We start from the raw sequence: 15,515 nt of genomic DNA, 5'->3' as shown, positions 1-15,515 counted from the left end.
CCGCCTGCCGCTCCTGCTCGCCGGCCTCGTTCTTGCTCGTCAGCCCCTTGAGCAGCGCAGGGGCGAGGGCGCGGCGGGCGATCTGGTCGGGTTTTGATACCGGAATGTGGCGCAGGCGCGGGTTGTCGACCAGCAGCCAGTCGGGCAGGTCGCCTTCCTTTTCCACCACCCACAGCACGCTGTTGAAGAACGGCTTGCGCTGCTCTCCGGCCGGGCGGCTGCGGGTCTGGTGCGAGAGTACCAGCGCCTGGGTGAACAACTGGTGTTCGGCCGCGCTCAGCGAATCGTTGCGCACGACCAGGCGGGAAGCGAAATCGACGATCAGGGCGATCGGTTCACCCGGGCGATTGACCAGGCGTTGCAGGGTAACCCCCAGCAGGTCGATCCCCGCTGGGGCAACGCCGTCCACCGGGGTGAGCCCCAGTTCGGTGAGCAGGGCATGCCCGGCGGCCGGGTCGCTGCCGGGGCGCCCGAGCATACGGAAACCGGCGACGGGGTCCCAGGCAAGCACTTGGGCATGGCCACTGGTCAGCAGCAGATCGCACAGCGTCTGGTTGAAACTCTGCGCCGTGACGGTGCCGGGCGTCACCTCACAGGCTTGCAGGTCGCGGATATTCCCCGACAGGACAAATTGGCTTTTCAGCGGCAGGAAGCGCAACAGATCGCGCGCCCACCGTGGTTGTTCGAACGGAGCATTCCCTGGCATTGGCGACTCGCAGCTGTGAGGATCTGCGTAGGATGTTACCTACAAGATGTCCGCCTTAATACCATCATCTGGTCTGAAAAAGGCGTTGTGCGAGGTCGCCCCGTCTACCCATGGGCGGGTAGCGGGTCCGATCAGTCGGCTTATTGGGCCGGGGTCGGTTGTTCCGCCGCCTCGTGAGCCTGTACTGCGTCGTTCAGGTCCTGGGTCATGCGCAGTTCGACGCCGGTGGCCGAGTACTGCGTGGCGGCAGCGAACGGCGCGGCGGCGACCGTCACCGGGTGCGCACGGCGACGCCAGACGAAGAACATCACCAGTCCCAGGTTGAGCACCGCGAACGCCCAGAACAGCCCGGACGGGCCGGACCATTCCATCAGCGGCGAAATGGCCAGGGGACTGACGGCCGAACCGAGGGAGTTGATCAGCAGCAGGCCCTGGATCATCCGTACCAGGGCACCGGACGGCGCACTGTCGGCCGCGTGGCTGACCGCCACCGGGTACACCGCGAACACGCCACCGCCGAGCAGGAACATCACCACCAGCATCGGCCAACCGGAAGGTGGCAGCAGCAGGGTGATCGCCGACAGCACGAGGCAGGCGGCGGCCAGCACGATCAGCACGGTCTGGCGGTCCTTGCGGTCGGACCAGCGACCGACCGGGTATTGCAGCACCATGGCGCCGAAAATCACCGCGGCCATGGTGTGGCCCACTTCGGTGACGCTCAGCCCGACCTTCTGCAGGTACAGTGGCAGCAGGGTGTACACCGCGGCGATGATCACGCCGGAGCCGAAGCAGCCCATCACGCCGGTCGGGGTGATGCGGATCAGTTGACCGGCCGGCAGCGGCTCGGCGCGTTCCACCAGCGGGGTGACCCGCGGAATCATGGCGATCGGCACCAGCGACAGCGAGGCGAGCATGGCGGCGATGGTGAAGGGCACGCTTTCACCGGCGCCCATGACCGGGCCGAGGCTCATCTGGCCGATCAGGCCGGCGCCGTACAGCGCAATCATGTACACCGCCAGCAGGCGCCCACGGATCTTCGGTTCGGCCACCAGCAGCAACCAGCTTTCCACCACCAGATACACGCCGACGAGCGCCCAGCCGCCGATCAGGCGCAGGCCGGACCACGCCCACGGGTCGTGGCTCAGGCCCTGCAGCGCGATGGTCACCGCGATCACCGCGGCGAAACAGCTGTAGGCGCGAATGTGGCCGATGCGCACGATCAGCCGCTCGTTGAAGACCGAGCCCAGGGTCAGGCCGACGAAGTAGGCCGACGACACCACGCCGATCATGCTGGCGGAGAACCCCAGTGTGTCCAGGCGCAGGGTGGTGAGGGACGACATCAGTGCGCTGCTGATGCTGATGATGAACAGGCCCAATAGCGGTGCCAGCGCCGTGGCCAATAATTGCGGGGACATGATGACCTCAGAGAACAGACGGAATGACGTTTGTTGCAGGCGGGGTTTTATAAGAGTTCTGGGCTGGCAACGCAGGCGCGAATCTTAGCGGGCAGGATCACGCAAATGAAGAGACCGCGGTGCGATTTTCGGCACAGTCGTCGGATGTGTGATGTTTTGTCGCAGGTGGCTCGAGACACGCCTGTTCGAGCCGGATGATCAAGGTGGGACCTGTCCCTTGAGTCCCCGCTCCTTGATCGCTTGGCCCGCAGGCGGCGAATTCTGCGCTTGCCGAAGATTTTGCGCTAACATCGCCGCTCATTTTCCTGTCGAAGAAAAGGACGTCGCATGACCTTCATTCTGATCCTTCTGGCTATCATTGCCCTCCTGGTCTTCTATGTCATCGGCATCTACAACAAACTGGTGACCCTGCGTAATCGCTTCAAGAATGCCTTTGCCCAGATCGAGGTCCAGCTCAAGCGCCGGCATGACCTGATCCCCAACCTCGTGGAAACCGCCAAGGGTTACATGGCTCATGAGCGCGGTACCCTCGAAGCGGTGATCAACGCCCGCAATCAGGCCGTGACCGGCCTCAAGGCCGCCGCCTCGAAACCGGGCGACGCCGGCAGCATGGCCCAGTTGGGCAGCGCCGAGGGGCTGCTGAACAGCGCCCTGGGCCGCCTGAACGTGACCCTTGAAGCCTACCCGGACCTCAAGGCGTCCCAGAACATGCAGCAGCTCGGCGAAGAACTGAGCAGCACCGAAAACAAGGTGGCCTTCGCCCGCCAGGCCTTCAACGACGCGGTGATGCAGTACAACACCTACAAGCAGACGTTCCCGCCGGTGTTCTTCGCCGCGGCCTTCGGCCATGCTGCCGATGCCAGCCTGCTGGAGTTCGCCGACAGCGCCGAGATTCAGGCGGCACCCAAGGTGTCGTTCTAACCTGCTCCCCACGGAAGGCCCATGAATTTCTTTGAACATCAGGACCGCGCCCGCCGCCACACCGGGCGCCTGGTCCTGTTGATGGCCCTGGCGGTCATCAGCCTGATCGCCCTGACCAGCCTGGCACTGGCGCTGATCTGGCATTTCTATGGCGAATCGGAAAGCCGACGCAGCGTGACGCCGGTGCTCGACCTGACACTGGTCGGTGCCGTGGCGGTGGTGGTGATCGGCGTGGTGCTGTTCGGCTCGCTGTACAAGCGTGTGCAGTTGAATGCCGGTGGCAAGCGGGTTGCCGAAAGCCTCGGCGGGCGGCTGATCAATCTGGATCCCCAGGACTTCCATGAAAAGCGCCTGCTCAATGTGGTCGAGGAAATGGCCCTGGCTTGCGGTGCGCCGGTGCCGTCGGTGTATGTGCTGGAGGATGACAGTATCAATGCCTTCGCCGCCGGCCTGAACCCCAAGGATGCGGTGATCGGCGTGACCCGCGGGGCGATGAGCCTGCTCGATCGCGATGAGCTGCAGGGCGTGATCGCCCACGAGTTCAGCCATATCTACAACGGCGACATGCGCCTGAACATGCGGCTGATCGCCTTGCTCCACGGCATCCTGCTGATCGGCCTGATCGGGCACTGGGTATTGCGCAGCGATACCGGCTCGTCGCGTCGTTCCTCGTCTTCGAATGACAACAAGAGCGAGCTGTTCAAGGTGGTCGTTGGTCTGACCCTGCTGATTCTCGGTTATGCCGGCACGTTTTTCGGCAACCTGATCAAGGCCGCGGTCAGCCGCCAGCGCGAATTCCTCGCCGATGCCTCGGCGGTTCAGTTCACCCGCAATCCCGACAGCATTGGCGGAGCTCTGAAGAAGATCGGTGGTCACGCGGCCGGTTCGCAGTTGCGCGCGGCGAATGCCGCCGAGTTCAGCCACCTGTATTTCAGTGCCGGGATCAAGTCGGCCATCGACGGCCTGTTCGCCACTCACCCGCCGCTGGAGGAGCGCATTCGCCGGATCGAACCGGGATGGGATGGTCGGTACCCGTCGGTGAAACATTCGGATCTCGCTGCCGAAGAGCGGGCTGCGCCATCCCAGCCATCCGCTCGCCCGACCGTAGCCACGGCCTTTGCCGAGGCGGCGGTTGCCCAGTCCATCGCCGCCATCGGCGACCCTGGTCTGGCGCATCTGCAGGACGCCCGGCAGACCCTGCAGGCCTTGCCCGCGACCCTGATCCAGGCGGCCCATGACACGGAAGGCGCCCAGGCGCTGGTCTACGGTCTGTTGCTCGATTCGGTGGACGTCCTGCGGCAACAGCAACTGGAACGGTTGCGTCCGCACCTGCAAGCGCCCCTGGCCGAGCGCCTGGAAGCGCTGCGCGCGCCACTGCGCGAGGTACCCGAGGGCCAACGACTGGCTCTGGTCGATCTGGCGATCCCGGCGCTCAAGCAACTGGGCAAGGACCAGTTCGCCGCGGTGAAGCGCTGCATGGCCTTGCTGATCCGCGCCGATGATCGGGTCGAACTGCTGGAGTGGACCTTGCTGCGGATCGTCGAGCGTAATGTCGAAGGTCTGCGCTCGATGCCCGGCAAGTATCGCCTGGAGGCGCTGGCCGATGACGTGGCGCTGCTGCTGTCGTTCCTGGCCCTGGCCGGGCAGGCCGACCCGCGGCGAGCCGGCCAGGCGTTCGCCCATGGCTGCGCCGAGCTGGTTTTCGTGGTACCGGCATTCAGGGCCGAGGGCGATCTGAAAGCGCTGGAGGCGGCCCTGCGGCGCCTGGCCGGCCTGTTGCCGTTGCAGAAGCCGCAACTGCTCAAGGCCATGGCCCGTTGCATCGGGCATGACGGCCAGGTCACCGCGACCGAGGCTGAGCTGATGCGGGCAGTGGCCGATATCCTCGATTGCCCGATGCCGCCGTTGCTTGCGGCGACTCAGGCATGACGTTGCTTCACTGGCTGCATCTATCTGGCTGATCCATGCGTTACACTGATCAATCTGTTTCCGATGAGTGTACGCCGTGGCCATCAACTTCGACTTGAACGACCTGCAGGCCTTTCGCGCGGTGGTCGAGCAGGGCAGCTTCCGCAAGGCGGCCCAGGCCATCAACATTTCCCAGCCCGCGTTGAGCCGGCGGGTGGAAAAGCTCGAGGAAGCCCTGGGTGTGCGGCTATTCGAACGCACCACGCGGCGGGTCAGCCTGACCCAGGTCGGCCGCGCCTTCGCGCCAACGGTGGAGCGCCTGCTGGATGACCTGGATGTGGCGCTGCTGGGCATCACCGATGTCGCCTCGACCCGGCTGGGGCATGTCACCGTGGCTTGTGTGCCTTCAGCCGCCTATTACTTCATGCCCAAGGTGATTGCCCACTATCACCGGCAGTACCCGAAAATTCGGATCAAGGTGCTCGATTCCAGCGCCAACGACGTGCATGCGGCGGTGCTCAGCGGCGAGGCGGACTTCGGCCTGAGCTTCACGGGCAATCTGCAGCCGGAAATCGAGTTCGAACTGCTGGTGGAGGAGCGCTACGTGGTGGCCTGCCGTCGTGACCATCCGTTGGCGCAGCGGGCCAGTGTGAGCTGGAGGGAGTTGTACCAGCAGGACTACATCAGTCTCGACAAGACCTCGGGCAACCGTTTCCTGCTCGACCAGGCGCTGATTCGTATCACGCCCGAGAAGCCGGGAGTGTGCGAGACCCGGCATGTCACGACCATGATCGGCCTGGTGGAAGCGGGGTTGGGTGTGGCGGCGGTGCCGACCATGGCGATGCCGGGACCGGAGCATCCGAGCCTGACCAGCGTGCCGCTGATCGAGCCCGAAGTGGTGCGCAAGGTGGGGTTGCTCAAGCGCCGGGGCCGGGTGTTGACTCCCGCGGCCCTGGAGCTGGAGCGGCTGATCGTGGAGATGAAGCAGCCGCTGGGGTAGGGGATGTCACCGAGTGACGGAATCCAGCCCCGTGGCCCGGACCGTTTCCTGGGCGGCTGGTGCGGCCAGGTACTGGAGCAGCGCCTTGGCCTGTTCCGGGTGCTGCGCGCCTACCGGAATACCGGCGGCGAAACGGGTCACCGATTGCACCGACTCCGGAATCTTGCCGACATAGGTCACCCCGGGTACCGGCAGCAGCTCGCTGACCTGCTGGAAGCCCAACTGGTATTCGCCGCTCGCCACCACCGAGGCCACCGGGATCTTCGGTACCATGCTCGCCTTGGGCTTGAGTTGCGCCTCGATACCCAGGCGCTTGAACAACTGTTCCTGGATGTACACGCCGCTGGCGCTATCGGAGTAGGCCACGGACTTGGCCTTGAGCAGGGTGTCCTTCAATTCCTGCTCGGTACCGATGGCCGGCTTGGCGCTGCCTTCACGGACCACCAGGCCGATCCGCGAGTCGGCCAGTTCGACCCGCGATGTGGGCACGACCTTGCCTTGCTTGATCAGTTCGTCGAGGGCGTAGCCGACCATGATCACCACATCGGCCTTCTCGCCGCGCGCCAGTCGATTGGGAATCGCCTCCGGGGCCTTGCCCATGGACGGGCCGAGCGCGGTGTCGAGGGTATTGCCGGTTTCGGCGGCGAATTTCGGGCCGAGAATCTTGTAGGCGGCGGTGAAGCCACCGGAGGTCATCACGCGGATTTCCTCGGCCTGGGCAACGCTGCCCAGGGCCATGCTGCCGATCAGGGCGAGTTTCAGAAAGAGTGCTTTCATCACATGTCTCTTATTGGAAGGGTAAACGGGGTTCTGCTCTTGTGGGAACCGGCTGGCTGCGGACGGCGTTCCGACGATCCGTCGTAGCCGGGCATCCGGCTGGGGGTAGCAGCCATCGAGAGCGCTATCGCCAGCGAGCCGATTCCCATAAAGGAGAGTGCGGTGTCACCGGCTTACATGGCCGGGCGCAACTGCATGTTTGCCTTGCGATACAGGAACAGCGTCGCACACAGCGCACAGATCGCCGCCAGGCTCATCCAGTAACCCGGCGCGGCCTTGTCACCGCTGTATTCGATCAGCGCCGTGGAAATCGCCGGGGTGAAGCCGCCGAACACCGCGGTCGCCAGGCTGTAGGCCAGGGAGAAACCGGCCACGCGGACTTCCGCCGGCATGATCTCGGTCAGCGCGGCAATCATCGCGCCGTTGTACATGCCATAGAGGAACGACAGCCACAGCAGTACCAGCAGCATGCTGCTGAAGCTCGGCGCCTTGACCAGCAGCGACAGCGCCGGATAGGCCGTGGCCAGGGTCAGCCCGGCCATGGCCAGCAGCACCGGACGGCGGCCGATACGGTCGGAGAGGGCACCGCCCAGGGGCAGCCAGCAGAAGTTCGAGATACCGACCAGCAGGGTCACCAGCAGGCTGTCGGCGGTGCTCAGGTGCAGCACGGTCTTGCCGAAGGTCGGTGCGTAGACGGTGATCAGGTAGAAGGCGGTGGTGGTCAGCGCGACCATCAGCATCCCGGCGATCACCGTGACCCAGTTCTGCGCCAGGGTGTTGAGCACCTCACGCATGCCCGGGCGACGCTTGCGCTGGGCGAACTCCTCGGTTTCCGCCAGGTTGCGGCGCAGGAAGAAGATGAACGGCACGATCAGGCAACCGAGCATGAACGGAATGCGCCAGCCCCAATCGGCCACGGCGCTGGCGGCCATCCACTGGTTCAGGCCATAACCCAGGGCGGCGGCGACCACCACGGCGACCTGCTGGCTGCAGGACTGCCAGGCAACGTAGAAACCCTTGCGCCCCGGCGTGGCGATTTCCGCCAGATAGACCGAGACCCCGCCCAGCTCCGCGCCGGCGGAAAACCCTTGCAGCAGACGCCCGAGCAGGACCAGGGCCGGGGCCAGCAGGCCGATGCTCTCGTAGCCGGGGACCAGCACGATCAGGATGGTGCCGCTGGCCATGATCGACAGGGTGACGATCAGGCCCTTGCGCCGACCGACCTCGTCGATATAGGCACCGAGGATCACCGCGCCCAGCGGGCGCATCAGGAAGCCGGCACCGAAGACCGCGAAGGTCATCATCAGCGAGGCGAACTCACTGCTGGCAGGAAAGAAGGCGGCAGCGATGTAGGTGGCGTAGAAGCCGAAGAGGAAGAAGTCGAACTGCTCGAGGAAGTTGCCCGAGGTGACACGGAATACCGCGCCCGCCTTGGCACGGGCGGAACTGGCGGTGGGTGGTGTGGCGTGCATCGTTAGATCTCCAGCATTTTTATGGCCTGCATCGGGTGCAGATTTTTATTGAGGGCGATACTGGAGCAGCCTTATCGATTTGATAAGTGCATTTTTAGAATGGATTGATGCATGCTGTGGATCACTGCCAACCTTGGGTTGGGAGTTATCCCAGAAAGCGCTAGTTTATCAAGCAGGATCAGGCGATCACCCTGAGCGGCAGGACAGGGCGAAGCCTGATGTGAGTTCGTACAGTCGACGTTCAGCAAGATCGGCTCACGGATATTGAGCAAAACGCTATGATCCGCAGGATAGAGCGGGCTTCGGGGGTGTGCGATCAGCGGTTCATCGGGAGTTTTCGGGCTGCGCCTGTCACGTCAGGCCAGCGGCATGTTGGCGATCCTGATCGCCATCGGTCTGTCATCGTTGGACACCGCCATTGCCAATACGGCATTGCCGGCGATTTCCACCAGCCTGCATACCACGCCGGCGGCCTCGGTATGGATCATCAACGCCTATCAACTGGCGGCCGTGGCAACCATTCTGGCCTTCGCCTCCCTCGGCGGGGTGCTTGGGCACCGCAGGATCTACCTGTTCGGCCTGGTGCTGTTCACCGTGGCTTCGGCGTTGTGCGCGCTGTCGACCACCTTGACCCAGCTGACGCTCGCCCGGGTGCTGCAGGGCATTGGCGGCAGCGCGATCATGAGTGTCAATGCGGCGCTGATCTTCAGCCTGTTCCCGCCGGAAAGGCTCGGCAAGGGCATGGGGCTCAATGCGCTGGTGGTGGGCATCTCGTTCGCCGCCGGGCCGACCGTGGCGTCGCTGATCCTGTCGGTGGCCGACTGGCCCTGGCTGTTCGGGGTGAATATTCCCATCGGGTTGATTGCGCTGGCGATGGCGGTGCCTTCGTTGCCGCATACGCCGCCCAACGGCCAACGTTTCGCCTGGGGCACGGCGGGCCTGAGCGCGCTGACCTTCGGTTCGCTGATCTATGCCTTGGGCGAGGGCGCCCAGTTCGCCGGGGCGACGGCGATCGGCCTGGCGCTGTTGGTGTGTGTCTGTGCCGGCTACCTGATGATTCGCCGGGAGGCCGGGCATCCGGCGCCGATGTTTCCCCTCGATCTGCTCAAGCGGCCGATGTTTGCCTTGTCAGCCCTGACGGCTTTCTGCTCGTTTGCCACCCAGGGCCTGGCGTTCGTCTCCTTGCCGTTCTTTTTCGAGACGGTGCTGGGTCGCGACCCGGTGCAGACCGGCTACCTGATGACGCCCTGGTCGGTGGTGGTGGCGTTGATCGCCCCCTTTGCCGGGCGCCTGTCGGACCGCTACCCGCCTGGGTTGCTTGGGGGCATCGGCCTGGCCGTGCTGTCGCTGGGCATGCTGTCCTTGGCCCTGCTGCCCAGTGATCCGAGTGCATTGGAGATCGGCATCCGCATGATCATCTGCGGGTTGGGTTTCGGCTTCTTCCAGTCGCCGAACCAGAAGGCCCTGCTGACCAGCGCACCGCGCGAACGCAGCAGCGGGGCCAGCGGGACGATCGCCACGGCGCGCTTGATCGGTCAGTCGACCGGGGCGGCGCTGGTGGCGTTGAGTTTCGGCATATCGAGTCACGAGGGGCCGGTTCTGGCTCTGTATATCGGGGCGGGGTTTGCGGCCGCGGCTTGCCTGGCGAGTTTTTCACGGTTGGTGGCGCGTAGCGGGGTTTAAGAGATAGCGGGGGATGGCCGCCTACGACGGTTCGCTGGCAAGCCAGCTCCCACAGGGACCAGGATGAGGAAGGGGATGGGCAGGGATTACCTGGCGTTTTTCGCGTCGCTGTTTCTTTCGAGGCTGGCTGACCAGATCCTCTTGTTCATCGTTCCGCTGTTGGTGTTCCAGACCACCAACAGCGCTTCCTGGGCGGGATTGGCGTTCTTTGCCGAGGCGCTGCCACGCTTTCTGGCTTTCCCGATCTGCGGCGCCTTGTGCGACCGCTTTTCGCCGGTGCGTATCCTGCACCTGAGCCAGGCCTGCCGGGCTGCCGGCTGTGTGCTGGCGGTGGCCGGTCATGGGCTGTTCGACGGGATCTACTGGCTGGTGCTGCTGTCGGCACTGTGCGGGGTACTGACCACCCAGGGCATCATGGCCCGGGAAGTGCTGCTACCCCACGTCTTCGCGCGCTACAGCTACACCCGGACCCTGTCCTATTCGCAGATCGCCGACCAGAGCGGCCTGGTGCTCGGCCCGTTGCTGGCCGCACTGCTGCTGGAAGCCATGGCCTGGCCGTGGGTGGTGCTGGGGATCGCCGGGCTGTTCGTGCTGGCCGACCTGGCGATGCTGGCCTGGAAACGCAGCAGCGCTGTCATGCTTCCCACCTTCGAACAGCCGCCGGGGTCCTGGCTGCAACCCTTGCGCACGGCGCTCGGGCATATCGGCACGCTGGCCGAGCTGCAGAAAATCATCTGCCTGGCGGTCGGGGTCAACCTGATCGTCGGCGTGACCCTGGCCACTTCCGCCGCCCTGGTGGTCGGCGTTCACGAGCAGGGCAAGGATGACTATGCCGGGCTGCAGGCGGTCGGTGCCGCAGTGACCATCGCCATCCTGTTTCTGCTGGCGCGGATCAACCTGTCATTGCGGCTGCTGGGCGGCTTGTCCTATTCGCTGATCCTGCTCGGTGGTTTGATCAGCGGCGCCAGCCCGTCGATTGGCGGGTATGTGCCGGGTTTCCTGCTGGTGGTCGGTTTCGACAAGATGTTCAACGTGTACATGCGCAGCGTCCGCCAACGGGTCATCCCAATGCAGGATTTCGGCAAGACTGTCGGCGTGATCACCTTGCTGAACAACCTGTCGCAGCCCCTGGCAGGCTTGCTGGTCGGGGTGCTGGCCGCGCCGCTGGGAACTCGTGGGGTGGTGCTGGCACTTAGCCTGGCGAGTGCACTCATCGGAGTGGCGGTGTGGTGGCGATGGCTCAAGCGCGTACAAACAACCTGATCGTGCCACTGGAAAAACCCTGCTGATTGGATATTCTTTGCGGCGATTATTGATCCGGCCAGCCGATATTCCAGGCTTGGCGACACGTACAGAGGGTGTGGTGATGGCGGGCAGGTTGATCTATCTCATCGGGCCTTCGGGCTCCGGCAAGGACAGCCTGCTCGATGCCGCCCGCGAGTCCCTGGCGCAGCGCGGCTGTCGGATCGTTCGGCGGGTCATCACCCGTTCCGCCGAGGCGGTGGGCGAGGCGGCCCACGGGGTCAGCGCCGAGCAGTTCGCGGCGATGCGCGAGCAGGGTGCCTTTGCCATGAGCTGGGAAGCCAACGGCCTGAGCTATGGTATCCCCGCTGAAATCGACCAGTGGCTGTCCGATGGCCTGGACGTGTTGGTCAACGGTTCCCGCGGCTACCTGCCCCAGGCCCGCAAACGTTATCCCGATCTGTTGGCGGTGCTGCTGGGCGTGGATCAGGCCGTGTTGCGCGAACGGCTCCTGGAGCGGCGCCGCGAGTCGCTGGCGGAGATCGAGGCACGGTTGGCGCGCAATGCGGCATTCACCCTCGGTGCCGAAGAGGATTCGTCGTTGGTGCGGCTGGACAATTCAGGGCCGATCCGCCAGACCGTGACCCAGTTGTTTGCCTTGATCAACAGGGCGTGAGCACACCGGCGTCAACCCGCTCAGGGCGTTGCGAGGAGGTGGTCGTGGGACTGTTGCAGGGCATCTGCGTTGATAGCCCGTAAGCGTTGAAAGCCAACTTCCGGGATCGAACGTGGGTGCAAAAAAGCCCGTGATGCCCTATAACGGCTGACATCGTAAAGCCCGGCCTGGCGCTGCGCCGGTCGGGCTTGTCTCGGGATGAGGTTGTCGATGTTGCGTATTCGCCGGTTGAGCAAGGCCTACGCCACGGCCCAGGGGCCTTTGGCCGTGTTGCAGGGCGTGGATCTGGAGCTGGAGCAGGGCGCGAGCCTGGCCCTGATGGGGGAATCGGGCAGTGGCAAGAGCACCCTGCTGCATCTGGTGGCCGGCCTGGACAGCGCCGACAGCGGCTCGATCGAGGTCGCCGGGCGTGACCTCTGCCAACTGGGTGAAGTGCAACTGGCCAATTGGCGCCGCCAGGAGATCGGTCTGATCTTCCAGCAGTTCAACCTGATTCCCAGTCTGACGGTGGCGGACAACCTGGCGTTCCAGGCGCGGTTGGCCGGGCGTTACGACCGGCACTGGGAAAACCGGCTGGTCGAGCGCCTTGGGCTTGGGCAGACCCTGTCCCGTTACCCCGAACAGCTCTCCGGCGGCCAGCAGCAGCGGGTGGCCCTGGGGCGCGCACTGGCGGCGCGTCCGCCCTTGATTCTGGCCGACGAACCCACCGGCAGCCTCGACGAGAGCACCAGCGACGAAGTGCTGGACGTGCTGCTCGACCTGCTCGCCGACAATGCCACCAGCCTGTTGATGGTCACCCACAGCGAGCGCATGGCCAGCCGCCTGCAACGTCGCGTGCGGTTGCACAATGGCCGGCTGAGCGAGTCATGAGGACATTCTACTGGACCGTGCGTGCGCTGCTCAGCCACTGGTGGCGCCATCGCGTGCAACTGGCCAGCGTCCTGGCCGGATTGTGGCTGGCCACCGCCTTGCTGATCGGCGTGCAGGCGCTCAACAGTCAGGCCCGGGACAGCTATGCGCGGGCCAGCCAACTGATCGGTGGTGCCGCACCTTATCGCCTGGTCAGTCGCGATGGCGGGCATTTCGAGCAGCAGGTGTTTGTCCAGTTGCGTTTGGCGGGGTGGCCGGTTTCGCCGTTGTTGCAGGGACACCTGGAGCTGGATGATCCGCGCCAGCCAGGGCACACCCAGCGCCTGCGGGTGTTGGGCATCGATCCGGTCAGCCTGCCGCGCGGCAGCACCCTGGCCGGGCAGTCCGTGGACAGCCAGCAGTTGCTGGCGTTCATCGGGGTGCCGGGGCAGACCTGGGTGGCGGCCGACACCTTGCAGCGCCTGGGGCTGAAGGTCGGTGATCGGCCACGCAGTCCGGATGGGCAGTTGCTGCCGCCGCTGGCCCTGCGTCCACAACTGCCGCCCGGCCTGCTGCTGATGGATATCGGTGCCGCCCAGCAGTTGCTCGGTGCACCGGGGCAGTTGTCACAACTGTTGCTGGCAACCGATTTCGCCCGCGCCGAGCCGCAGTTGCCGCCCGACCTGGGCAATCGCCTGCGCCTGCGGGCTCCGGGCGACGAGAGCGATCTGGCGCACCTGACCGAGAGCTTTCATCTCAACCTCAGCGCCCTGGGCTTCCTGGCGTTCATCGTCGGGCTGTTCATCGTCCACGGTGCGATCGGCCTGGCCTTGGAGCAGCGGCGTGGCCTGTTGCGCACCTTGCGTTCCTGTGGGGTCAGCGCCCGTTGCCTGCTGAGCGCGTTGACGGTCGAGCTGCTGGGCTTTGCCCTGGTGGGCGGCGTGTTTGGCGTCGTCAGCGGCTACGGACTGGCGAGCCTGTTGTTGCCGGACGTGGCGGCCAGCCTGCGCGGGCTTTATGGCGCGCAAGTGGCCGGCAGCCTGAACCTGCCGGCCAGCGACTGGCTGGCGGGATTGGGGCTGTCCGTGGGCGGCGCCTTGCTGGCCGGTGCCGGCAGTGTCTGGCGGGCTGCGAGGCTACCGTTGCTGGCGTTGGCCCAGGCCGAAGCCTGGCGGGCGGCCCAGGCCCGGCGCCTGCGCCAGCAGTTCTGGCTGGCGGCCGCACTGGCGCTGGTGGTAGCGGCCTGCATCATCTGGGGGAACGGCCTGGCCAGCGGTTTTGCGCTGATGGCGGCGTTGCTGATTGCGGCGGCGCTGCTGCTGCCGGTGTGCCTGAATGTGCTGCTGAGCGGCCTGTTGCCGGTTTGCCGTCGACCGTTGAGCCAGTGGTTCATCGCCGACAGCCGTCAGCAATTGCCGGCCCTGAGCCTGGCGCTGATGGCCTTGTTGCTGGCCCTGGCCGCGAACATCGGTGTGGGCAGCATGACCTCGGGTTTTCGCCAGACCTTCAACGGCTGGCTCGACCAGCGTCTGTTCGCCCAGTTGTACATCATCACCCAGGACCCCGGGCAGGACGTGCAACTGGAACCCTGGCTGGCCGCGCGCAACGATGTCCAGGCGGTGCTGCCGGGTTGGGACACCGAGATCAGCCTGCGGGGCTGGCCGACCCAGGTACGCGGCATACCGGATGTGCCGAGCTATCGTCAGCACTGGCCGCTGCTGGAGTCCATCGATGAGGCCTGGCAGCGCTGGTCGGCGGGTGAGGGCGTGATGGTCAGCGAGCAATTGGCGCGCCATCTGCAGCTCGAACTCGGTAAGCCGCTGGTGGTGCCGACCCCGATGGGCGACTGGTCGCTGCCGGTGCTCGGGGTGTATGCCGACTACGGCAACCCCAAGGGCCACCTGCTGCTGGAAGGGCGGACGCTGCAGGCTCATTGGCCGCAACTGCGGCCGACCCGCTACAGCCTGCTGACCGCCCCCGAGGCGGTGGCGCCGCTCAAGCAGGCCCTGCGGCAGGGCTTTCATCTCGACGAGGCGCACCTGATCGACCAGGACGAACTCAAGGACACCGCCGGCAAGGTCTTCGAACGCACCTTCGCCGCGACCACGGCCCTGAACAGCCTGACCCTGGGCGTGGCTGGTGTCGCGTTGTTCATCAGCCTGCTGAGCCTGAGCGAAAGCCGCCTGGGGCAATTGGCACCGCTGTGGGCCTTGGGCGTGGGCCGTCGCCAGTTGCTGCTGTTGAGCCTGGGGCAGACCCTGCTGTTGGGCTCGTTGACGCTGTTGCTGGCAATTCCCCTGGGGCTGGCATTGGCCTGGTGCCTGGTGGCGGTGGTGAACGTGCAGGCCTTCGGCTGGCGCTTGCCGCTGATCGTCTTCCCCTGGCAGTTGCTGCACCTGTCGCTGCTGGCGCTGGTGGTGACCCTGGTGGCGGCCGCCTGGCCGTTGTGGAAGTTGCTGCGGGTCAGCCCGGTGGTTTTGTTGAGGACGTTTGCCAATGAACGCTAGGGGCTTGTTCGTATTGCTGCTCGGCTTGCTGGTGGTCGGCTGCGATCAATCGCCAGCGCCTCAAGAGCAAGGCTTCGCCGGCCTGGGCGCGAGCGCCACCGATTTCGCCCAGGTCGTACCGGGGCAGACGCTGGAGTTTCCCCGCGACCACGGCGCCCATCGCGACTATCGAATCGAGTGGTGGTACATCACCGCCAACCTCAAGGATGCCGAAGGTCACCGCTATGGCGTGCAATGGACGTTGTTCCGCAGTGCCCTGCGGGTGCCCGGCGACCTGCAGGGCTGGAGCGAGCCGACCTTGTGGATGGGGCATGCGGCCCTGACCAGCGAGCAGGGGCATCACTACGCCCAGGCCTTGT

12 protein-coding genes and 1 pseudogene are annotated in these 15,515 nt (G+C 65.3%); 9 read left to right on the top strand and 4 right to left on the bottom strand.

Annotated elements, in window-relative coordinates; translation table 11 throughout:
- Both K675_RS0123635 and K675_RS0123630 read right to left on the bottom strand, forming a co-directional pair.
- Positions 1-706, bottom strand: a pseudogene (locus K675_RS0123635) (AAA family ATPase); the annotation flags it as partial.
- 140 nt (positions 707-846) lie between these two features.
- Positions 847-2,121 (bottom strand): MFS transporter, encoded by a 1,275-nt coding sequence (locus K675_RS0123630; protein WP_026145486.1) that lies wholly within the window; start codon positions 2,119-2,121, stop codon positions 847-849.
- A 327-nt stretch (positions 2,122-2,448) separates the two neighbouring features.
- On the opposite strand from K675_RS0123630, the gene K675_RS0123625 reads away from it, so the two are divergent.
- From K675_RS0123625 to K675_RS0123615, 3 genes are all read left to right on the top strand, one after another.
- Complete coding sequence (locus tag K675_RS0123625; RefSeq protein ID WP_017905944.1) at positions 2,449-3,042, top strand: LemA family protein; 594 nt, start codon at positions 2,449-2,451, stop codon at positions 3,040-3,042.
- Positions 3,043-3,063: 21 nt separating this feature from the next.
- Positions 3,064-4,971 (top strand): M48 family metallopeptidase, encoded by a 1,908-nt coding sequence (locus K675_RS0123620; RefSeq protein WP_017905943.1) that lies wholly within the window; start codon positions 3,064-3,066, stop codon positions 4,969-4,971.
- A gap of 76 nt (positions 4,972-5,047) precedes the next feature.
- Entirely contained in the window at positions 5,048-5,950 is a 903-nt protein-coding gene (locus tag K675_RS0123615) for a LysR family transcriptional regulator (RefSeq protein WP_017905942.1), read from the top strand.
- Positions 5,951-5,956: 6 nt separating this feature from the next.
- On the opposite strand, the gene K675_RS0123610 is transcribed toward K675_RS0123615, so the two are convergent.
- Both K675_RS0123610 and K675_RS0123605 read right to left on the bottom strand, forming a co-directional pair.
- Positions 5,957-6,727 carry a substrate-binding domain-containing protein gene (locus tag K675_RS0123610; protein WP_017905941.1) on the bottom strand — a complete coding sequence of 257 codons (771 nt, stop codon included), beginning with the start codon at positions 6,725-6,727 and terminating at the stop codon, positions 5,957-5,959.
- A 173-nt stretch (positions 6,728-6,900) separates the two neighbouring features.
- Positions 6,901-8,199: an MFS transporter gene (locus K675_RS0123605; RefSeq protein WP_017905940.1), complete on the bottom strand. Its 1,299-nt coding sequence runs from the start codon at positions 8,197-8,199 to the stop codon at positions 6,901-6,903.
- 369 nt (positions 8,200-8,568) lie between these two features.
- On the opposite strand from K675_RS0123605, the gene K675_RS0123600 reads away from it, so the two are divergent.
- The 6 genes from K675_RS0123600 to K675_RS0123575 all read left to right on the top strand — a co-directional run.
- Complete coding sequence (locus K675_RS0123600) at positions 8,569-9,882, top strand: MFS transporter (protein ID WP_017905939.1); 1,314 nt, start codon at positions 8,569-8,571, stop codon at positions 9,880-9,882.
- 75 nt (positions 9,883-9,957) lie between these two features.
- On the top strand, positions 9,958-11,145 hold the full coding sequence (locus tag K675_RS0123595) for an MFS transporter (protein WP_017905938.1): 1,188 nt from the start codon (positions 9,958-9,960) through the stop codon (positions 11,143-11,145).
- 103 nt (positions 11,146-11,248) lie between these two features.
- The gene (gene phnN / locus K675_RS0123590; protein ID WP_017905937.1) at positions 11,249-11,800 is read left to right on the top strand and encodes a phosphonate metabolism protein/1,5-bisphosphokinase (PRPP-forming) PhnN; all 552 of its coding nucleotides are present in this window, start codon (positions 11,249-11,251) and stop codon (positions 11,798-11,800) included.
- 210 nt (positions 11,801-12,010) lie between these two features.
- Entirely contained in the window at positions 12,011-12,670 is a 660-nt protein-coding gene (locus K675_RS0123585) for an ABC transporter ATP-binding protein (RefSeq protein ID WP_017905936.1), read from the top strand.
- A complete protein-coding gene (locus K675_RS0123580) occupies positions 12,667-15,156 on the top strand; it encodes an ABC transporter permease (RefSeq protein WP_017905935.1) in 2,490 nt (829 codons plus the stop codon). The genes K675_RS0123585 and K675_RS0123580 overlap by 4 nt, the downstream gene beginning before the upstream one ends.
- The coding region (locus K675_RS0123575; protein ID WP_332308418.1) for a lipocalin-like domain-containing protein at positions 15,146-15,515 on the top strand (370 nt) is incomplete at its 3' end. The genes K675_RS0123580 and K675_RS0123575, both read left to right, overlap by 11 nt.

The sequence above is a fragment of the Pseudomonas fuscovaginae SE-1 genome (assembly GCF_000364705.1).
Taxonomy (GTDB): domain Bacteria; phylum Pseudomonadota; class Gammaproteobacteria; order Pseudomonadales; family Pseudomonadaceae; genus Aquipseudomonas; species Aquipseudomonas fuscovaginae_A.
The sequence above is the reverse complement of the archived record's forward strand: the minus strand, read 5'-3'. Positions and strand labels throughout refer to the sequence as shown.